The 21,062-nt window shown below is 63.6% G+C and carries 16 protein-coding genes and 1 pseudogene; 8 read left to right on the top strand and 9 right to left on the bottom strand.

All coding sequences use genetic code 11. The annotated features are described in order from the left end of the window. Positions 1–3 precede the first annotated feature (3 nt). Both IPK59_19240 and IPK59_19235 read right to left on the bottom strand, forming a co-directional pair. Entirely contained in the window at positions 4–1,278 is a 1,275-nt protein-coding gene (locus IPK59_19240; protein ID MBK8160800.1) for a hybrid sensor histidine kinase/response regulator, read from the bottom strand. A 144-nt stretch (positions 1,279–1,422) separates the two neighbouring features. Further along, positions 1,423–2,435, bottom strand: a pseudogene (locus IPK59_19235) (NAD(P)/FAD-dependent oxidoreductase). Between the two features lie 110 nt (positions 2,436–2,545). On the opposite strand from IPK59_19235, the gene tsaE reads away from it, so the two are divergent. From tsaE to trxA, 5 genes are all read left to right on the top strand, one after another. Further along, positions 2,546–4,081, top strand: coding sequence for a tRNA (adenosine(37)-N6)-threonylcarbamoyltransferase complex ATPase subunit type 1 TsaE (tsaE, locus tag IPK59_19230; GenBank protein ID MBK8160799.1), 1,536 nt, complete (start codon positions 2,546–2,548; stop codon positions 4,079–4,081). Positions 4,082–4,103: 22 nt separating this feature from the next. Then, positions 4,104–4,832 carry a nucleotidyltransferase family protein gene (locus tag IPK59_19225; protein ID MBK8160798.1) on the top strand — a complete coding sequence of 243 codons (729 nt, stop codon included), beginning with the start codon at positions 4,104–4,106 and terminating at the stop codon, positions 4,830–4,832. A 32-nt stretch (positions 4,833–4,864) separates the two neighbouring features. After that, on the top strand, positions 4,865–7,927 hold the full coding sequence (gene addB, locus IPK59_19220) for a double-strand break repair protein AddB (GenBank protein ID MBK8160797.1): 3,063 nt from the start codon (positions 4,865–4,867) through the stop codon (positions 7,925–7,927). After that, entirely contained in the window at positions 7,924–11,478 is a 3,555-nt protein-coding gene (gene addA / locus IPK59_19215; GenBank protein MBK8160796.1) for a double-strand break repair helicase AddA, read from the top strand. Before addB ends, addA begins: the two co-directional genes overlap by 4 nt. Positions 11,479–11,629: 151 nt before the next feature. Beyond that, positions 11,630–11,950 (top strand): thioredoxin TrxA, encoded by a 321-nt coding sequence (gene trxA, locus IPK59_19210; GenBank protein ID MBK8160795.1) that lies wholly within the window; start codon positions 11,630–11,632, stop codon positions 11,948–11,950. Between the two features lie 70 nt (positions 11,951–12,020). Here trxA and IPK59_19205 read toward each other — a convergent pair whose 3' ends face one another. The 7 genes from IPK59_19205 to pyrF form a co-directional block, all read right to left on the bottom strand. Then, entirely contained in the window at positions 12,021–13,340 is a 1,320-nt protein-coding gene (locus IPK59_19205; GenBank protein ID MBK8160794.1) for a bifunctional folylpolyglutamate synthase/dihydrofolate synthase, read from the bottom strand. Between the two features lie 5 nt (positions 13,341–13,345). Beyond that, entirely contained in the window at positions 13,346–14,206 is an 861-nt protein-coding gene (locus IPK59_19200; protein MBK8160793.1) for an acetyl-CoA carboxylase carboxyltransferase subunit beta, read from the bottom strand. 15 nt (positions 14,207–14,221) lie between these two features. Beyond that, positions 14,222–15,049 (bottom strand): tryptophan synthase subunit alpha, encoded by an 828-nt coding sequence (locus IPK59_19195; GenBank protein MBK8160792.1) that lies wholly within the window; start codon positions 15,047–15,049, stop codon positions 14,222–14,224. After that, positions 15,046–16,272: a tryptophan synthase subunit beta gene (trpB, locus tag IPK59_19190; GenBank protein ID MBK8160791.1), complete on the bottom strand. Its 1,227-nt coding sequence runs from the start codon at positions 16,270–16,272 to the stop codon at positions 15,046–15,048. Before trpB ends, IPK59_19195 begins: the two co-directional genes overlap by 4 nt. A gap of 118 nt (positions 16,273–16,390) precedes the next feature. Then, positions 16,391–17,038 carry a phosphoribosylanthranilate isomerase gene (locus IPK59_19185; GenBank protein ID MBK8160790.1) on the bottom strand — a complete coding sequence of 216 codons (648 nt, stop codon included), beginning with the start codon at positions 17,036–17,038 and terminating at the stop codon, positions 16,391–16,393. A 1-nt stretch (position 17,039) separates the two neighbouring features. Continuing rightward, on the bottom strand, positions 17,040–17,834 hold the full coding sequence (locus IPK59_19180) for a hypothetical protein (protein MBK8160789.1): 795 nt from the start codon (positions 17,832–17,834) through the stop codon (positions 17,040–17,042). Positions 17,835–17,866: 32 nt separating this feature from the next. Further along, a complete protein-coding gene (gene pyrF / locus IPK59_19175) occupies positions 17,867–18,616 on the bottom strand; it encodes an orotidine-5'-phosphate decarboxylase (GenBank protein ID MBK8160788.1) in 750 nt (249 codons plus the stop codon). Positions 18,617–18,814: 198 nt separating this feature from the next. On the opposite strand from pyrF, the gene IPK59_19170 reads away from it, so the two are divergent. Genes IPK59_19170 through IPK59_19160 form a run of 3 tightly spaced genes read left to right on the top strand, consistent with a single transcriptional unit; the run spans position 18,815 to position 21,033 of the window. Next, entirely contained in the window at positions 18,815–19,288 is a 474-nt protein-coding gene (locus tag IPK59_19170; protein ID MBK8160787.1) for an Rrf2 family transcriptional regulator, read from the top strand. 53 nt (positions 19,289–19,341) lie between these two features. After that, the gene (locus IPK59_19165; GenBank protein MBK8160786.1) at positions 19,342–20,187 is read left to right on the top strand and encodes a trypsin-like serine protease; all 846 of its coding nucleotides are present in this window, start codon (positions 19,342–19,344) and stop codon (positions 20,185–20,187) included. A gap of 24 nt (positions 20,188–20,211) precedes the next feature. Further along, a complete protein-coding gene (locus IPK59_19160) occupies positions 20,212–21,033 on the top strand; it encodes a trypsin-like serine protease (protein ID MBK8160785.1) in 822 nt (273 codons plus the stop codon). The last annotated feature ends 29 nt before the right edge of the window (positions 21,034–21,062 follow it).

The raw sequence follows: 21,062 nt of genomic DNA, 5'->3' as shown, positions 1-21,062 counted from the left end.
CACCTAGCCAGCGAAATTGGGCAGCAGAAGATTGACCTTCGTCCCGCAGCCGACACCGTCCTCGATTGTGATCTTGCCACCCATCATGGTCATCAGATGGTGACAGATAGTGAGGCCGAGCCCCAAACCACTCGCATCCTTGGTGAGGACGTCCTGACCGATGGTGAACGGTTCGTCGAGATTGTCCTTGATTGACTTTGGAATGTCTGGTCCGCGGTCAGTGATCGAAACGCCAAGTGAATTGTCCCGATACTCCCAGGCGACATCGATGGCAGCACCGCGGGGCGAGTAGCGCAGAGCATTGGTAATGATATGCCCAAGCACCTTGCTGACCGAGCTGCGATCCAGATTGCAGGCCAGATCCGCGTCACCGCGCGCGACGTTGAGTGTCAAGCCCAGGCGCGTGGCTTCACCCAAATAGAGTTCATGCTGATAGTCGATGAGCTCCTGGATCTTGACCGGCTCCCAGATTAGCTGTCGCTTGCGTGCATCCAGCTGGCTGAAGTCCAGGATATCGTCGACCAGGGAAGCGAGCCGTCGGCCCGCTTCTAGGATGTCCTCGATATAGGCCTGCGGGACCGGCCGCTGTTCCTTGACGGCGCGCAGTGACAATTCGCTGAATCCAACGATCGCATTGAGCGGCGTGCGAAGTTCATGACTGACATTGTTGAGGAAGCGTGACTTCGCCTGCGCTGCACCCAGGGCTGCTTCGCGCTGCTCAAGATAGTCTATGTTGAGCACCTCAAGGTCGCGCGCCATGCGCTCAAGGCGCTGGTTCGCTTCCTGCAACTGGCGCAGCCGGTCATAGGCGCGCAGCGCCGTCGCCACCGAGGTGAACAGTCGGGCGCGCGACAGTTCCGACTTGGTCCGGTAGTCGTCGATGTCGTAGTCGCGGATGACATCCTGTTCGGGTGCATAGCCGGGGTGGCCCGTGCGCAAGATGATGCGCGGCACCGAGAGGCCCAGGGTATCCCTTATGATACGAACGAGGCGCAAGCCGGCGTCATCGGACTCCATCACCACATCGAGCAGGATGACGGCGATGTCATTGGGTTTTGACAGGAGGCTCTCGGCCTCGGCCGCGGAATAGGCATGGACGAATTCCAGACCCCTTCCATGTACAACCTCGTTGCCGAGCGCGAATTCCGTGGTCAGGTGAACGTCGGGGTCGTCATCGACGATGAGAATCAGCCAGGGGCTCGGGCGCGTTGAACTGCGTCCAAAGTCACTATCGGATTCTGCTGCCTGATCGGCTTGAATTGAAACCGCCGTATTCAAGATTGACGTTCGCTCCGCCAAGGCATTTGGCAGCCATTGCCAAGCGGGCAAAGGCCCGCTCAGGTTTCACCTTGGCAAAAGAGTGTTAACGCCGAATAAAAGCCCCATCGAAGCTAGCGATAATCAAGGTGACTGGGAATCTATTCAGCTTCCGGGCACGCCTTTGGAGGTTGAGTATTCGAAGTGCAGCGCTTCGCCAGGATGAACCAGCGGGTGGGAGCCATGGGCCGCCATCGCGGCCTCGGCAAAGCCGCATAGGATCAGTTTCAGCTTGCCGGGATAGGTTGCGATATCGCCGATGGCAAAGATGCCAGGCGCGCTGGTGGCGCAATTCTGCGGATTGACGGCGATATGGTTGCGCTCAAGGTTGAGACCCCATTGCGCGATCGGCCCCAGATCCATGGCGAGGCCGAAGAAGGGCAGCAGGGTATCCGCCTCCAGCCGGCGAACATCGCCTTCAAGCGTCGCGACATTGACGGCCGAGAGCTGGCCTTTGCTTCCCTCGAGACTGTGCAATTGATAGGGAACGACAAGCTCGACCTTGTCGGTCTTGGCCAGGGCTTCCATGCGGGCAACCGATTCCGGTGCGCCGCGGAATTTCGGCCGGCGATGAATGACGTAGATCTTCTCGGCGAGGTCGGCCAATGAGATCGTCCAGTCGAGGGCTGAATCGCCGCCGCCGGCAATGACGATTCTCTTGCCGCGGAAATCCTCGCGCCGCTTCACCAGATAGAAGACGCTCTTGCCTTCGTACTCGGCGAGGTGATCGAGCGGCGGTCGGTTGGGCCCAAGGCGCCGCAGCCGGCGGCGACGATGACGACCTTGGCATCGATCCTGGTGCCGGCATTGGTTTCCACCAGCCAGCGATCGCCCATCTGCGTCAGCTTCTCGACCTGCTGGCCCAGATGATAGGTGGGATGGAAAGGGTCGGCCTGTTCCTCAAGCTTCTGAATGAGGGCCGCGGCATCGATCGAGGGGTAGCCCGGAATGTCGTAGATCGGCTTTTCCGGGTACATGGCGACGCATTGTCCGCCAGTGCTCTCCAGCGCGTCGATCACATGGCAGCGCATTTTCAGCATGCCACATTCGAAAATGGCGAACAGGCCGACCGGCCCCGCCCCGATGATCACGACATCGGTCTGCTGAACTGCACTCATGACACCCTCCCAATCTTCCCGCCTTCCTTTAGCACATTGTAATAAATGGGCAAATCCGGCGATGTGATGACCGTTGCGGCGAGGTCGCCGGGCGGCTACAAACCGACGCCATGAAGCCAGTTGCACCGGAAAAGCTGATCGAAATCGACCTCGCCGACGCGGGGAAAACCGCGCTGATGGCGGGGATCCTCGCACGCCTGGTTCGGGCGGGCGATGTGTTGGCGCTGTGGGGCGATCTTGGCGCCGGCAAGACCACCTTTGCCCGCGGTTTCATGGCGGCCCTGTTGCCGCAGGAAGATGCCGTCCCCAGCCCGACCTTCACCCTGGTGCAGACCTATCCTGTCACAATCGCCGGACATGCCGTCGAGATCTGGCATTTTGATCTCTACCGGCTGAAACATGCCGAGGAAGCCTATGAAATCGGCATCGAGGAAGCTTTTGCCAACGGCGTTTCGCTGATCGAATGGCCGGATCGGCTTGGCTCGCTCTTGCCAGGGCGACGCCTGGACGTGACTCTGGCGCCGGGCGACGCCGCCGATTCGCGGCGGCTCATTCTGGCCGGTGGCGGCGAATGGCGTGCGCGTCTGGCTGAGGTCGAAGATCTGTTGAGGAGCTGCGGGGAAATGATCGGTGCGACGATGGAAGCCGAGGCGCGGTCGGCGCGGCGTGACGCGGTCCTGGCCGAATCCGGCTGGGGCAGGGCCGATCGGCGCCTGCTCGCCGGCGATGCCTCCTTCCGCCATTACGACCGGCTGACGATGGATGGCAGGACCGCCGTGCTGATGGATGCGCCGCCGCCGATGGAGAATGTGCGGCCCTTCGTCCGCATCGGCCGTCTGCTGAAGGGCCTGGGTTTCAGCGCCCCCGAGATCTATGCGGAGGACGCCGAAGCCGGGTTCCTGCTGCTGGAGGATCTGGGCGACCAGACCTATACGCGTGAACTCGACGCCGGCGGGAACGCCGAACAACTCTACGCCTTGGCGACCGATACCCTCATCGCCCTGCACAAATCCGTGCCGCAAGCCGAGCTGGATTTGCTGCCGGTGTTCGAAGATGCGCGCGCCCTGCGCGAAGTGCAGCTGGTGCTGGACTGGTATTGGCCGGCACATTTCGGATCGCCGGCACCGGACGACGTACGCCACGAATTTGTGTCGGCCTGGCAACAGGTCCTGCCGCTGCGCGAGGCTGCACCCAAGAGCATCGCCTTGTTCGATTTCCATGTCGACAATCTGCTGGTGCTCAAGGATCGGCTCGGAATCGCGGGTTGTGGGCTGCTCGACTTTCAGGATGCGGTGCTGGCGCCGGTGACCTTCGATCTGGTGTCCCTGCTCGAAGATGTGCGCCGCCACCTGCCGTGGGATCTGATGGAGCGGATGATCGCGCGCTATCTCGCCGCCAATCCGCAGATCGACCGTGACGCCTATATGGCGGCCTATGCCATCATCGGCGCCCAGCGCAACACGCGCATCGCCGGCACTTTCGCGCGCCTGCTGAAGCGCGACGGCAAGCCTTGGTACCAGCGCTTCATGCCGCGCGTATGGGAACTCATTGCCCATGACCTGCGACACCCGACCCTGGCGCCCGTGGCAAATTGGTATGCGCGCCATTTGCCGAACGCCGAACGGGCCGCCCTGGCCACCCAATAAAGGAAGCTCCGCCTTGCCCGCCATGCAAATCAAGATACCCCGGACGGCGATGATCATGGCGGCCGGCTATGGTACCAGGCTGCGTCCCTATACTGATACCGTGCCCAAGGCGCTGGTGCCGGTGCTAGGTGTACCGATGCTGGATGTCGTGCTCAATCGGCTGCAGGCGGTGGGCGTGAAGCGGGTGGTCATCAACCTGCATCATCTCGGCGAGAAGATCCGTGAGCATCTCAAGGACCGGCGCGATCTCGAGATCTTGTATTCGGAAGAAACCGAAATTCTCGAAACCGGCGGCGGAATCGTCAAGGCGCTGCCCCTCCTGGGCGATGAGCCCTTCTATGCCGTCAATGCCAAGATCATCTGGCTCAACGGCAAGATCGACGCGCTGGTAAGGCTGGCCGCCAGTTGGGACGAGGCGCGGATGGATGCCCTGTTGCTGCTGCAACCGACCGTCACCGCCGTCGGCTATGACGGCAAGGGCGATTTCACCATGGACCAGGAAGGCCGCGTACGCCGCCGTCACGCCTGGGAAGTGGCCCCGTTCCTCTATGCCGGGATCCAGATCTGCCATCCGCGCCTGTTCCGCGATGCACCACAGGGGGCCTTTTCCACCAATGTCGTTTGGGACCGCGCAATCGAGGAAGACCGACTCTTTGGCCTGCGCCATGACGGCGAGTGGTACCATGTCTCGACACCGCAGCATCTGGCCGATGTCGAACGGCATTTGAGCTTCCACGGGATCAAGTTCTAAGCCAAGCTGCCCTCCCAAAATAGGTGGGGTTCATGGGGCTGTTCGACCGCGATTCGCGCATCTGCTGCATCCCGACCGGCGTCAGCTTCGTCGATGCGCTGGCGTTCGGGCTGATGCAGGAAACAGCCGCAGATCCTCTGCGCCTCAGTGCCTTCACCGTCCTGCTGCCCAATCGCCGCGCCTGCCGCGCGGTGCAGGAAGCCTTCTTGCGCCTTGGCGCCAGCGGTGGCCGCGCCTTGATGCTGCCGCGTCTAATGCCGCTCGGCGATCTCGATGAAAGTGAGCTCGGCCTGCAAGGCATCGCGCTGGATCTGTCACTGGGGGATGGCCTCAGTGACGAGTTGCCGCCTTCCATGCCCACCATGCGGCGGCATCTACTGCTGGCGCAGCTGGTACAAAAGGCGGCGGCCGCGACCTTGCCGGGTGGTGGCGACATGTCGTTCGATCAGGCGGCGCGGCTTGCCGCGGAACTGGCGCGCTTGCTGGACCAGGTGGAAACGGAGCGGCTCGATTTTGCCGACATCCGCCATCTGGCGCCTGAGGAACTGGCTGAGCATTGGCAGCTCACTCTCCGCTTTCTCGATATCCTGCAGCAGAACTGGCCGGAGATTCTGGCGGGCGAGGGCGCCGTCGATGCTGCCCGCCGCCGCAACATGCTGCTGGAACGGCAATGCCGGCTGTGGCGCGAGCGGCCGCCGCAACATCCCGTCATCGCGGCGGGCTCGACCGGCTCGATTCCCGCCAGCGCCGATCTTATTGCGACGATTGCCGGCCTGCCGCTGGGCCTTGTCATCCTGCCGGGCCTCGACAACGCGGCCGATGAGACTGTGTGGCAGGAAATTGTCGCGGATCCGGCGCATCCGCAATTCGGCCTTGCGCAGTTACTGGAGCGTTTACAGGCAACGCCCAAGGCCGTATGGCCCTGGCCGCATACGGTGCCCGAGGGCCCCCATCGCTCGGCGCCACCGACCCGCAATCGCCTGGTCAGCGCCGCCTTGTTGCCGGCGAACGTCACCAGTAACTGGCCCGACATCGCCCGCACCATGACGTCGCCGCCGGGCATTGCCGAGGTTGCCTGGCGCGATGTCCAGCGCATCGATTGTCGAACCGAGCAGGAAGAAGCTGGCGTGATCGCACTGATGCTGCGCGAAGCGGTGGCGCAGCCGGCACCTTCCCGCGCCGCTCTGGTGACGCCCGATCGCGGCCTTGCGCGCCGCGTCGCGGCGGAACTGCGGCGCTGGGGCATTGTCATCGATGATTCCGCGGGCACGCCCTTGCCGACAACCGGCCCCGGTCTGTTCTTCCGCTTGGCCGCTGAAGCCCTCGCGGAAGACCTGGCGCCGGTCCCACTCCTTGCTTTGCTGAAACATCCTCTCGCGTCGGCCGGGCTTCCGCATGAACTCTTCCAGCATCAGGTGCGACTCCTGGAGCGGAAGATCCTGCGCGGACCGCGCCCCGCACCGGGGCCTGCGGGGCTTGAGGGCGCCTTTGCCACGGCCGAACTGCCTGAGGGTACTGACCGTGAGGCGATACGGGCGCTGCTAGATCGATTGCAGAATCTATTTGGCCCAAGCGCCGATTGGCACAAGCCTCTGCCGCTGGCCGACCGCCTTGCCCGGCATGTTCACCTTGCCGAAGCGCTGGCCGCGCGACCGGAAGGAGAGGGCAGCCTTTACCTCTGGCAAGGCGAGGCGGGTGAGGCGCTGGCGGGCTTTGCCGCCGAGATGCTGCAGGCGACGCGCGGCATGCCGCCGATCGACGCGGCGAGTTATGCGGCGCTGATCGTCGAATTGATGTCGGCCATCGACGTTCGGCCGCGCTTCGGCCTTCATCCGCGCTTGTTCATCTGGGGCCCTCTTGAGGCGCGCTTGCAGCAGGTCGACCTGATGGTGCTGGGCGGCCTCAACGAGGGGATCTGGCCGGGCGATGTGGCGGTCGATCCCTGGCTCAGCCGTCCGATGCGGCAGAAATTCGGCCTGCCCTCGCTGGAACGCAAGATCGGCCTCGCCGCCCATGACTTCCAGCAGGCCCTGGGGGCGCCGCGCGTCGTCATGACGCGCGCGCAACGCGTCGGCGGCAAGCCCAGCGTGCCGTCGCGCTGGCTGCTGCGCCTCGATGCTTTCCTGCGCGCCCTTGGCATCGTCGAGCCGATCGACGGACCCAGCCAGTATCGCGGCTGGCAGCAGCGGCTCGATTGGCCGGCGCAGGTGACGGCGATCGGTCGGCCCGCACCCAAGCCCGGCGCCAGGTATCGGCCGGACCGCCTGCCGGTGACCGATATCGAGAAATGGATGCGCGACCCCTATGTGCTCTATGCGCGCCGTATCCTCAAATTGCGGCCGCTCGATCCCCTTGATCAGGATGCCGGTGCCGTTGATCTCGGCAATCTCTTCCACGGCATCCTCGATCGCTTCCTGCGTGACAACCCGCTGCCCCTGCTGCCCGATGCCGAAGCTCGACTGCTGAAGGTGGGCGAGCAGGAATTCCAGCAGCACATGTCGCGCCCGGCCGTCTGGGCGTTCTGGTGGCCGCGCTTCTGCCAGATGGCGTCCTGGTTTGTTACCGAAATGCGTGCCCGTGAAGGCGATCTTGGGCGCATCGTCACCGAGTGCACGGGCGAGATCACGCTCCACCAGGTTTCGCCGCCTTTCACTCTTACCGCCAAGGCGGACCGTCTCGATGTGCGGCGTGATGGCGGGCTCGTCATCATTGACTACAAGACAGGCAAGCCGCCCAACTCCCACGACGTTACCTTGGGATTCTCGCCGCAATTGCCGCTGGAAGCGGCGATCGCCTGGCAGGGCGGCTTCAAGGATGTGCCCGCGGCGCTGGTGGCAGCGCTCGAATTCTGGCACCTCAAAGGTGGTCGCGACGGCGCGTCTGTCGTGCTCGTCAAGGATCAGGAAACGAAGGCCATCGCCGATCCGATGGTGCTGGCCGATGACGCCTATCAGGGCCTCATCGAATTGGTGCGGCATTTCAGCAGCGACGAGGCGGCTTATGTGGCGGCACCACGCGACTCCTTTGCGCTTGCTTTCAACGATTACGTCCATCTTGCCCGCTATGCCGAATGGTCGAACGAGGGCGAGTCATGACGACACCGACAGCACTTGCCACGCGCGACCAGCGCCGCGCCGCCGATCCAACCTTGTCGACCTGGGTGTCGGCCTCGGCCGGATCCGGCAAGACCAAGGTGCTGCGCGACCGCGTCTTGCGACTGCTGCTCGAAGGGGCAAGGCCGGAACGTATCCTGTGCCTGACCTTTACCAAGGCGGGCGCTGCGGAGATGGCCAACCGCGTCGCCACGACCCTCGCCGAATGGGCCTCCATCCCGGATGCCGATCTCCAGAGACAATTACGGGAACTGATCGGTGACGATGTTGCCCTGACCTCGTTCAAATCCCGCGCGCGCGGCCTGTTCGCCAAGGTGCTCGATGCTCCCGGTGGCATGCGCGTCGAAACCATCCATGCCTTCTGCCAGTCGCTGCTGCGCCGCTTTCCGCTCGAGGCCGGCATTGCACCACATTTCCGCCTGATCGAGGAACGCGATTCCGACGCACTTTTGTTCAGCGCGCGTGAGGCGATGCTGGGCTCGGCGCGCGATGGCGGCGATCCGGCCCTGGTCGCTTCCCTCGCGCATCTTGCCGAACGGGCGGGCGAGTTCACCAGTGACCGCGTGCTCGGCGATCTCCTCGGCCAGCGCGCGCGGCTCATCGCCCTGCAACGCCGTATGGGCGGCATCGGCGGCTATCGCCAGGCACTGGCGCGCCTGCTGCGCCTTGATCCGGACAGCAGCCGCGCCACGATCCTTGCCAAGGCGGTGGCCGAAACGGCCTTCGATGGCCCCATTTTGCGCGCGGCCGTCGCAGCCTTGTTGCTCGGTTCCGAGGCCGACATCAAGCGCGCCGATGCGATGGCGCAGTGGCTGGCCGGCACGGATGCCGAGCGGACAGCAAGCTTCGATGCCTATGCCGCGGTCTTTCTCACCAAGGAAGGGGAAATCCGCAAGAACCTTGCGACCGCCAAGGCGGTCAAGGGCATGGTGGACATCAAGGAGGTGTTGGCAGCCGAAGCCGGGCGCCTCGTTGCCATCAACGGCCAATTGAACGCGCTTGAAATTCTCGCTGATTCCACCGCCCTGATGACTCTGGGCCTCGATCTCATGGAGCGGTTCCGCGGCTTGAAGGCCCTGACCGCCGCCCTCGATTTTGACGACCTCATCCTGATCACGCGCGACCTGCTGGCGCGGCCCGGCATCGCACCCTGGGTGCTTTACAAGCTCGATGGCGGCATCGATCACGTGCTGATCGACGAAGGGCAGGACACCAGCCCGGTGCAATGGGACATCCTGAAATCCCTGACCGAGGAGCTGATCTCTGGCAAGGGTGCCGAAAGTCAACGCAATGGAGACAAGCCGCGCTCGATCTTCGCGGTCGGCGATTTCAAGCAATCGATCTTTAGCTTCCAGGGTGCCGAGCCGCGCGCGTTCCTGGATGCGCGCCAGCATTTTGCGACGCGGCTGGACCGCGAACCTGGCAAGGTCGATACCAGGACGCCGTTCGCGAGCATCGATCTCAATGTGTCGTTCCGCTCCAGCCCGGCGATCCTCGCCGTCGTCGACCGCGTCTTTGCTGGCGATGCGCGGGATGGCGTGCTGGAGCCGGGTGCCGGGCCGATTCGGCACCTGGCCTCGCGTGCCGGTGCCGCCGGCCTGGTTGAGGTCTGGCCGCTTTCCATCCCGCTGGCGGGCACGATTCCCGAAGCATGGGCGACACCGGCGATCGATACCAACCCGACCGACCCCATCACGCGCCTCGCCGCCACCATCGCCGAAAAGATCGCGACGTTGATCCGCAGCCACGAGGTCCTGCCGGCACGTGGCCGCCCAATCCGTGCCGGCGATATTCTGGTGCTGGTCCGCTCGCGCAATGCCTTCGTGCCGGCCTTGGTGAAGGCGCTGAAGGCGCAGAGCGTCGACGTCTCCGGCATCGACCGGCTGAAGTTGCTGTCCGAACTCGCTGTGCAGGACCTTCTGGCCTTCGCCGATTTCCTGCTGCTGCCCGAAGACGACCTCAACCTCGCCGCCTTGCTGAAATCGCCGCTCATCGGCCTTGATGAAACCGAATTGTTCGAACTCTGCATCTCCCGCGGCCGGACCAGCCTGTGGGAGGAACTGGTGCGCGCGGCAACTGGCTCACCGCGTCTTCAATCGGCGTGGCAGTTGTTGACCGATTACCGGGCGCGCGCCGATCGGCTGACGCCTTATGAATTGCTGGCCGATTTGTTGTCCGCCGGCGGTGGCCGCAAGCGGCTGTTCGCGCGGCTCGGCCTGCAGGTGGGGGAGGCGATCGACGAACTGCTCAACCTGGCGCTTGCCTTCGAGCAGAACAACGCGCCCTCCCTGCAAGACTTCCGGCACTGGCTGGAGGTGAGCGAGGCGGAAGTGAAGCGCGAACTCAGCGACGATGGCGGCGGTCAGGTGCGCATCATGACGGTGCACGGCGCCAAGGGCCTGCAGGCGCCGATCGTCTTTGTGGCGGAGCAGCGGCGGCAGAAGCCGAACCGGCCTGGACTGTTCTGGCTGGGATCCGAGACGGAGTCCTCCGCGCCGGAGATACCGATTTGGGTGGCGCGGCGCGAACTCGACGTCGAAGTTACCACCCGTGCACGCAATGACATCGATCGCCGCGCGCAGGAGGAGGAGAACCGCCTGCTCTATGTGGCACTCACCCGTGCCGAGGATCGACTCTATGTCTGCGGCTGGCGCGGTGAGAAAAATACGGCACAGGCAAGCTGGCACGACCATGCCTCGGACGCCTTGACCGAGATGCTGCTGGCGGGCACACCCGGTGGCCGCTGTGGCAGTCACGACTGGCGCAACGAGGATGGCTGGGACGGCGACTGGCTGCAGGTGACGTCGCCACAGCAGGACAATGCCCAGGACATGGCGGCGAAGTCCGGCCTGACGCTCGATCTCGCATTGCCATTCCAGGATTGGGCGCTCACGCATGCCGATGCTGAGCCCGATCCACCACGGCCGCTCATTCCCTCGCGCCCCAGCACCGACACCGCCAGCGCACAGGAAGATGGCCCTCTGCTGTCACCCTTGGGTCGTGATCAGGGTTTCCGCTTTCAGCGCGGCCTCGTCATTCACAAGCTCTTTCAACTGCTGCCCGATCTCCCGCTGCCTGAGCGACGGGATGCGGCGCGGCACTGGCTCCAAGCCTGCAATCGGCCAAGCGGGCTGCAGGCGCCGGATGCCGTGCTAGATGAACTGGTGGGCGAGGTGATGCGCGTCCTGGAAGACCCGCGATTCGCTCATCTCTTCGCGCCGGAGTCGCGTGCCGAAGTGCCGATTGTCGCGGAATTGCCGGGAAAAGACGGGCGCAGTCAGATCGTGAGCGGGCAGATCGACCGATTGCTGGTGACAGCAACCGAATGCCACATCGTCGATTTCAAGAGCAATCGCCCGCCAGCCATGCAGCCTGAGCAGGTCTCCAAACAATATCTTCGTCAGTTGGCCCTTTATCGCGCTGCCATCAGGGCAATTTATCCAAAGCATACAGTCTCTTGCTATCTTCTCTGGAGCGCCGAGCCACGTCTGATGCCGATCCCGGAAACGGCCCTGGACAGTTATGCGTCCTGAGCAAGCCTGCCGATTTGCACCACCCCATCACCTTGACGCTGCCCCTCCCGCTCCATAGATTCAGTCTATGCGAGGCTCCACCGAAGGGCCTCGTTCACGTGTAGAATTGGGTGGCCGGCAAATGGCCAAGCCCATTGGGAAGGAAGACGGGATGAGCACGACCCACGTTAGCGACGCGAGCTTCGACGCCGATGTCCTGAAGTCCACGCAGCCGGTGCTGGTCGACTTCTGGGCGGAGTGGTGTGGCCCGTGCAAATCGATTGCACCGGCGCTGGAAGAGATCGCGCAGGAATTGAACGGCAAGCTGAAAGTCGTGAAGGTCGATATCGACCGCAATTCAGCGACGCCGAAGAAATATGGTATTCGCGGCGTACCCACCCTGATGCTGTTCAAGGACGGTCAGGTTGCAGCCACCAAAGTCGGTGCCGAACCGAAGCGCAAGTTGCTCGATTGGGTGAACTCGGTCATCTGACCAGCGCCCCGTTTAGCCAGTCGATAAAACCCCGCTGCGGCAGCGCCCGCGGTGGGGTTTTCATTTGGCGTCACTCGTTCTCAGCGAGCACGGTGCCGGCGAGATAGAGCGAACCGCAGATCAGCACGCGGCGCGGCTCCGCACTGCCTTCATGGGCATCGACCAGTGCCCGCAAGGCAGCCTCGACGGAACGGTAGCCCTGGCTGATCAAACCCACCTCTGCGCCCGCCGCAACACACTCCTCGATCGACAGGCTGGCATGGTCGCCCGGAATGGCGACCGCGGCCATGTCCTCTGCGTGCGGTGCCAATTGCTTCAGGAAGGCGACCGGGTCCTTGGTATTGAGCATGCCGAAAATGAGATGGGCCGGCTTGCCGTCCTCGGCGCGCCAATCGGCCAGCATCGCCGCAATCACTTCGCCGGCCTCGGCATTGTGGCCGCCATCGAGCCACAATTCCCACTTGCCATTCTTGGGCAGCATGTCGACCAGCGGACCCTTGACCAGGCGTTGCATGCGCGCGGGCCAAGTGACGTTGCGCAGGCCCTGGGCGATATGGGCGTCGGTGATCCTGAAGCCGTCCAGCACCGCCGTGGTGGCGATGGCGCAGCCGGCATTGCGGAACTGGTGCCGGCCGGCGAGCCCCGGCGCCGGATAGATGCGCGGGCCCCGGCTGTCGGTGAAGCGCAGGGCGTTCCTGAGGTCGCCATCGCAGGTCCATTCGCGGCCGAAGCGTTGCATCGGCACCTTCAATTCGGCTGCCTTCGCTTCGAACACTGCCATGGCTTCATCTGGCTGCGGCGAGATGATCGCCGGCCGACCGTGCTTCATGATGCCGGCCTTGGCCTTGGCGATGAGCGTCAGCGTATTGCCGAAGAACTGCATGTGATCGAACGAGATCGGCATGAGCACAGTGGCAATCGGCTGCTCGATCACATTGGTGGCGTCGAACTCGCCGCCAACACCTGTTTCCAGCAGCACGATGTCGGCCGGTTCCCGCGTGAAGGCGAGGAACGCGGCGACGGTCGTGATCTCGAAGAAGGTGATCGGCACGCCGCCATTGGCATGCTCGCATTCTTCCAGCAGTGAAATGAGAAGGTTCTCGTCGATGAGCTTGCCGTTGAGGCGGATGCGTTCATGAAAGCGCACCAGATGCGGCGAGATATAGACATGGACCCGGTAGCCGGCGGCCTCCAGAATCGACCGCAGATAGGCGATGACCGATCCCTTGCCATTGGTGCCGGCGACATGGATCACCGGCGGCAATTGCCGCTCAGGGTGACCCACCGCCGCCAGCAATCGCTGCGTCCGCTCCAGCTCAAGATCGATGAGCTTGGGGTGCAGCTTGGTCAGGCGTTCGAGAACGATATCGCTGGTCGGGCTTTGCGCCATGTGCGTCAGGCCGCAGCCGGCCTCTTGGTCAACAGGGAAATCACCCGGCCGATCTGTTCCCGCAGATCCTTGCGGGCAATCACCAGATCGATGATGCCGTGTTCCAGGAGATATTCGGCGCGCTGGAAGCCCTCGGGCAGTTTCTCGCGGATCGTTTCCTCGATCACACGGGCACCCGCAAACCCGATCTGCGCACCAGGTTCAGCAATCTGGATATCGCCCAGCATGGCAAAGGAGGCTGAGACTCCGCCAGTGGTGGGATCAGTCAGCAGCACGATGAAAGGCAGGCCCGCTTCCTTGACCTGATCGACAGCGATGACCGATCGCGGCATCTGCATGAGCGACAGGATGCCCTCCTGCATGCGCGCACCCCCTGAGGCCGGTATGGCGACGAGGGCGGCCTTGCGGCTGACGGCGAGGCCAGCGGCGGCCACCAGGCCCTCGCCAACCGCCATGCCCATGGAGCCGCCCATGAAATCGAAATTGAACGCGGCGATCACGACGTCGGCGCCCATCATGGTGCCATAGGCGACGACGATGGCGTCCTGTTCTTCGGATTTCGCCTGCGCTTCCTTGAGGCGGTCGGCGTAGCGTTTGCGATCCTTGAACTTCAACGGATCGATCATGACCTTGGGCAGATCGATGCGCTCATACTTGCCCTCGTCGAACATCAAGGCGAGGCGCGTCTTCACGTCGATGCGCATGTGATGGCCGCAATGGGTGCAGACGCGCTGGTTGGCGTCGAGTTCGCGGTGGAAGATCATCTGGCCGCAGGCGGGGCATTTGTCCCACAGATTCTCCGGCACGTCGGTCTTCTGGACCAGCTTGCGGATCTTCGGCCGGACGAAATTGGTGAGCCAGCTCATCTTGCTATTCTCCGATCAAACACGCGCGGCGCGAACGCCGGCGGCGAGGCTCTTCACGAGATCAAGGGCTGCCTGGGCGGCGCGCGGGCCAGGCTTGCCATTGGCGTCCAGTTCGGCAGCGATCTTGTTGACCACCGCGGAACCGACCACGGCGGCATCGGCGACCTTGGCGACTGCGGCGGCACGTTCCGGCGTCGAAATGCCGAAGCCCACCGCGATCGGCAAATCGGTATGGCGCTTCAGCCGGCCGACTGCGGCGGTGATATCGACATCCGAAGCGGCGCGCGTCCCGGTGATTCCCATGATCGAGACATAATAGACGAAGCCGGACGTGTTGTTGAGCACCGTCGGCAGGCGCTTGTCGTCGGTGGTGGGTGTGGCGAGGCGGATGAAGTTCAAGCCGGCTTTGAGCGCCGGCAGGCACAATTCCTGGTCCTCTTCGGGCGGCAGATCGACCACGATCAGCCCGTCGACACCGGCTTTGTCGGCGTCCACCAGGAACCGGTCGACGCCATAGGAATAGATCGGGTTGTAATAGCCCATCAGCACGATCGGCGTCGCCTGATCCTTGGCGCGGAATTCGCGCACCAGGCTCAGCGTCTTCACCATGTTCTGCCCGTTCTTGAGCGCGCGGAGCGACGAGGCCTGGATCGCCGGGCCGTCGGCCATCGGATCGGTGAACGGCATGCCGATCTCGATCACATCGGCACCCGCCTGCGGCAGGCTGAGGATGATCTCGCGCGAAACTTCATAAGTGGGGTCGCCCGCGGTCACGAAAACCACCAGGCCACCGCGCTTCGCCGCCTTCAATTCGGCAAAGCGGCGTTCGATACGCGTGCTCATAGCTTCGTTCCCAGGCGTTCAGCGACAGCGAAGATGTCCTTGTCGCCGCGACCGCACAAATTCATGACGATGATCTTGTCCTTGGCCCGCGTCGGCGCCAGTTTCTGCACATAGGCCAGCGCATGGGCCGGTTCCAGTGCCGGAATGATGCCTTCGACCCTGGCCAGCATCTGGAAGGCATCGAGCGCCTCCTGGTCTGTGGCCGAGACATACTTCACGCGCTTCATCTCATGCAGCCAGGAATGTTCCGGCCCGATGCCGGGATAATCGAGCCCGGCCGAGATCGAATGCGCGTCTATGATCTGCCCGTCATCATCCTGCAGCAGATAGGTGCGGTTGCCATGGAGCACGCCCGGACGACCGCCGGTGAGCGATGCCGCGTGACGTCCCGTCTCGACCCCGTCGCCACCGGCCTCGACGCCGATGATTTCGACTTCGCGGTCATCCAGAAACGGGTGGAACAGGCCGATGGCATTGGAGCCGCCGCCGATGCAGGCGACCAGCGTGTCGGGCAGGCGGCCCTCGGCTTCCAGCATCTGCGCCTTGGTCTCGACGCCGATGATCGACTGGAAATCACGCACCATCGAGGGGTAAGGATGCGGGCCGGCGGCGGTGCCGATGATGTAGAACGTGTTCTCGACATTGGCGACCCAGTCGCGCAAGGCGTCGTTCATCGCATCCTTCAAGGTCGCCGTGCCGCTATGCACGGGAATGACCTCGGCGCCCAGCAGTTTCATGCGGAACACGTTGGGCTGCTGGCGGGCGATGTCGGTGGCGCCCATATAGACGGTGCAGGGCAGGTTGAAGAGCGCACAGACCGTGGCTGTCGCGACACCATGCTGCCCGGCGCCGGTCTCGGCGATGATGCGCGTCTTGCCCATGCGCTTGGCGAGCAGGATCTGGCCCATGCAATTGTTGATCTTGTGCGAGGCTGTGTGGTTGAGCTCGTCTCGCTTCATATAGATCTTGGCGCCACCCAATTCGCGGCTGAGGCGCTCGGCGAAGTAAAGCGGGCTCGGCCGGCCGATATAGTGGGTCCGGTAGTAATCCATTTCCGTGGCGAATTTCGGATCGGCCTTGGCGGCGTTATATGCCGCTTCGACCTCGAGGATGAGGGGCATCAGCGTTTCTGCGACGAAGCGGCCGCCGAAGATACCGAACCGGCCATGTTCATCCGGCCCGGTGCGGTAGGAATTGGGAGGGGTGGCGGCAGCTGTGCTCACGGGATCTGGGCTCCGAAACTCGGGGAAAATCAGGTCAAATCAGTGGATTCGCTTGAAGGGCGCAATCAACCATAGCAGCGGCCAAAGGTCAAAGCCCTAACCGCGTCGACCTGCTCCCTTAGAGCGTGTGGGCGAGTGCCAGAAACTCTTTGATTTTGTTCACATTTTTCTCGCCGGGCCGGTCTTCGTCCCCCGATGAGGTGTCGACCGCGCTAGCCCCCGTCCGGGCCACGGCCTCGGCCAGATTGCCTGTGTTGAGCCCACCGGCCAGCATCCAGGGCCGGGTAAAGTGCTGATCCTTGAGCAGCCCCCAGTCGAATGACAGCGCATTGCCCCCCGGCAAGGCATCCGTCATCGATTTGGGCGGCTTGGCATCGAACAGCAGGCGGTCGGCCACGGCTTCATAGGTGCGCGCCGCGGCCACATCGCCCGCATCGGCGACACTGATCACCTTCATGATCGGCAGTGCGAAGCGGGCGCGGATCTCCGCTACCCGCGCCGGGGTCTCCGTCCCATGCAGCTGCAGCAGATCAAGCGGCGCTTCCTTGAGAATGCCGGCGATGGCATCGTCGGTGGCATCGACGACGAGCCCGACCTTGGCGATGCCGGCAGGCACCAGCTTGCCCAACTCCCCGGCGAGGCTCGGCGTCAGGTAGCGCGGGCTCTTCGCATAGAAGTTGAAGCCCAACATGGCGGCGGCGCCATCGACCGCGGCCCTGACCGTGTCCGGTGTCTTCAACCCGCAGATCTTGACAGCGACCGACATGTCACACTGTCTCCGACACGAAGCGCGGATAGGCCAGTACGAACACCGCGCAGATGCAGGCCGTCAGGATGAACTGGATAACCAGCGAAATGAATAGCATCGCCATGGGTGCCGCCTGGACAAGCCCGAGCACGCCCAGGAATATCTGCAGGACGGTCTGCCCGAACAGAATCGCCAGGAAAATCAGCACCGCCGCCGAGAGCAACTGCATGCCATAGCCGCTGGTCCGCTGCCAGGCCTGTTTGAAGCTCAGCGGCGCGTCGATGGCGATGCCGACCCAGAGTGGCGCCAGGCGCAGGAGCACCATGACATAGAGCAGCAGCATCACAAATCCGAGGATGGCCATCAACGCAAAGCTCGGCAAAAGGAAGGCGGCCACCAGCAGACCCAGCATGATGCCGACGCCGAGCACTAATTGCGTCAGAAACGCCAGGATCGTGAACTTCACTTGGCGACGATCGATGGCGAGGCCCAACCCGGCGACGGCGCCCGGACCCAGCAGCAGGACTCGCATCCAGTTGACGGCGAACACGCTCGTGGCAAACCAGCTCACGAGGCCGACGAACAATGTCGGTATGAGCATCGCGTCCGCCAGTTCCGGCGCCGGCATCTCACCGCGCGCGATGGCGGAAAAAACGTCACCATAGGCATGCCAGACCCAGAGATTGAGGGCAAAGCTCAGCGCCAGCGGCATGACGGCCAGGCGCAGCAGATCGTCGCGCTCGGTCCAGGTGCGGCGGCAGGCGGCAATCGCCAGGGGCAGGGGCTGCAGGTCGGTCTTGCGGGGCGGTATCATGGGATGCGGCTTGTTCGCAGTCTTTATTAAGATCAGTTACTGTCATGCCCGATGGCGGCGTCGATCTCCAGACCGATCCGGCACGCGGTTTCCCGGGCATCGTCGGCCATCGTGATGGGCCGCCCGATCACCAGGTAATCGGCGCCGGCCTTGGCGGCGTCGGCAGGTGTGCGGACGCGTTTCTGGTCGCCGCCGGCCTGCTTGCCGCTGTCCGCCCAGTTAGGGCGAACGCCGGGCACTACCAGCAGAAAATCCTCGCCGACTTCTCGCCGTAGCGCCTCGATTTCGTGAGGCGAGCAGACCACGCCGTCAAGCCCGGCGGTTCGCGCCAGCAGCGCCAGGCGCTTGACCTGGTCGGCCACCGGGACGGCCTGCCCGACGGCGGTGAGATCCTGTTCGTCGAGCGAGGTGAGCACGGTGACGCCGACGATCTTCGGCCTGCGCAGTTTGTCCTTGTCGGCGCATGCGGCCGCTGTGTCGCTGGCGGCCTTCATCATGGCGAGGCCGCCGCCGGCATGGACCGTCAGGATGTTCGGCTGCAGGGGGGCGATGGCGCGCAGGGCGCCCGCCACCGTGTTGGGAATATCATGCAGCTTGAGGTCCAGGAAGATGGGCAGGCCAACGGCGGCGATGCGCCGATACCCGAGCTGGCCGTTGGCCAGGAAGAATTCAAGGCCCAGCTTGAGTCCTGCCACCGCGCCGTCCAGCCGGTGCGCCCAGTCAACCGCCTCACTGGCCGAAACTGTATCGAGTGCTGCCAGTACCTGACCCTTGCTAACCACCCTGAATCTCCTCGCTCATTTGCCCGGTCGCCGTGCGGCCCCGGCTGGCTTTTAGCCTATTCTGGCGCCAACGTCACCCGGTGGCGCGGAATACCCTAAAAAGTCAATATTTTAGCGGCGGCAGGCCGGTTTAGAGCAGCCTTCCAACAACCTCGGCAAGGCGATAAGCTGATTGCCACACAAGGTCCGCGGTGCCCGATGCAATTGACCCAGTTCTCCGACTATTCGCTGCGCACGCTGATCTATCTGGGTTTGCGTACCGATGAGTTGGTCACCATCGAAGAGATCGCGGGCGCCTACGGCATTTCCGAGAGCCATCTGACCAAGGTCGTGCACAAGCTCGGGCGCCTCAACATCATCGAAACTGTCCGCGGCAGGCGTGGCGGCATGCGCCTGAACTGTCCTCCGTCCGAGATCAATATTGGCACCACGGTCCGTCAGATGGAAGGCAACCTCACTATTGTCGAATGCTTCGACGTCGAGCACAACACCTGCCCGATCGCCGCGGTTTGCGGCTTGTCGGGTGTTCTCGGCGAAGCATTGGAGGCCTTCATGGCGGTCCTCGATCGTTATTCGCTGGCAGATATTCTCAAGGATCGGCCAGCCTTCGCGGCCTTGTTGTCGATACCGATCGACCTCGGTGGCGCGCGCAGGGCCGCGGCGCCCTCATGACGACCCAAAACGGGTGTTCCCAAGCCTCGACAATTGTCCCCAGGATTCCCTTGATGCCAACATCGACCATAGCGCCGCCAAAGCTCTCTCTGGTGACCATGCCGCGTCGAAAGACGCTTCCTGGAGTCCTGATCCTTGCCGCCGTGGCATTGTCGGTCGCTGCTTGCGCCACGCCGATCCGGACAGTGGACCGGCCGAGCGCGCCTTTGCCTTGGTCGGCTGCGATCGGCAGGCTTGATGCCCAAGATGGGTCCTGCTCGGCGACCTTGATCAGGCCGGACATCATCCTGACGGCGTCGCACTGCCTCTATGGCCGTGGCAGCAACGCCAAGATCACGGATTTCGAGTTCACCCCCGCTCTCGATGTCGGGCGCGAGCGGTTGAAGCCGGTGTCGGTCACAGCGGTCATTGCCATGGGTTGGCCGATCACGCCGGACGGCAGCGGGCAGCTGCGCGGCGCGCCCAAGGATGATTGGGCGGCCTTGCGCATATCGCCGCCGGTCGATTATGTGGCGCCGCTCCAGGTCGAAAAGATCGGTGTCGACGGGATTTACGCACGCATGGAGAAGGGCAGTACCTTGTCCCATGCCGGCTATGGCGTTTACGGGGCCTTTTCCGGCAAGCGCCTGCAGATGCGCGACGAATGCCATCTGATCCGCGATGTCGAGGAAATCCTCGAAACCGGTCGCGACGTCATCGTGAACAGCTGCGACGTGATCCCAGGCGATAGCGGTGGCCCAATCCTGCTGACCGATCCAAGCGGTGAGCGCCGGGTGGTGGGTGTGGTGACGAATTTTTGGGGCGCCCATGGCGGGCAAGATTTCTCCAGCTTCGGTCCGAGCTCGGTCTATTTCGCTGACAAGATCAATGCCGAGACGACCGCCGCGTCGACGCCCTGATCGATGTTGCTGAACCTCCCATCGATGGCCCGCGCGTCCATCTTGCTGCTCCTGGCGATCATGGGCGCGACACTGGCCGGCTGCGCCGAGCGCGTTGTATCGCCACCGCCGCCGATCAGCGCGCCACAACAGATTCCCTGGACGGCCGCTGTCGGGAAGCTTGTCATCGCGCATAGTGCGCGACCCTGCACGGCGGTCCTGGTGGCGCCGGACCTCATCGTAACCGCTGCCCATTGCCTGCATCAGAACAGCATCGCGGCACAGGCTGGTGATCTCACCTTCCTCCCCAATTACGGTGCCGAACCCGACCTGGGGGAATTCCAGGGCGTGTCAATCCGGGCCATGGGCGGCGCTATCAAGGACGTCAACAAAGGCTCCGATATTGTGCGCGACTGGGCCCTCATCGGCATCGCCCCGCCGCTCCGCGCGGTGCGGCCGCTGGTTGCGCGGCCGCTCGACACCGACGCGGTCATCGCCCGCATTGCCGCCGGCGAAAAACTCTATACCGCCGGCTATGGCAATGGCGTGGCGGAAATCCTGCGCCCGCATTCGCCCTGCAAGGTGGTCAAGGAATCCTCCCTCAATCCGCTTTATGCCGTCGACATGGTCGTCACCACCTGCATCATCCGGATCGGCGACAGCGGCGGCCCCATCGTGCTCGTCAACCAGGCCGGCCAGCCAACCCTGTTCGGCATCTTTGCTGGTTTCGGCCAGCAGAGGGCGCTCGGCACTTCTTATGGTGTCAATGTTAGCTCCTTCGCGGATGAATTGCCGGTACCGCTGCTGAGCCGTGCCGCGCCCTCGGCCGAAAGCCCCTTGTTCTGGGCTGCGCTCGGCGCCAATTGACTCTTTTTGCCAAGCTGTATACAGCTTGG

Source organism: Rhodospirillaceae bacterium, from assembly GCA_016712715.1.
GTDB lineage: Bacteria > Pseudomonadota > Alphaproteobacteria > Dongiales > Dongiaceae > Dongia.
This window is presented reverse-complemented; position numbering and strand designations above follow the sequence as displayed.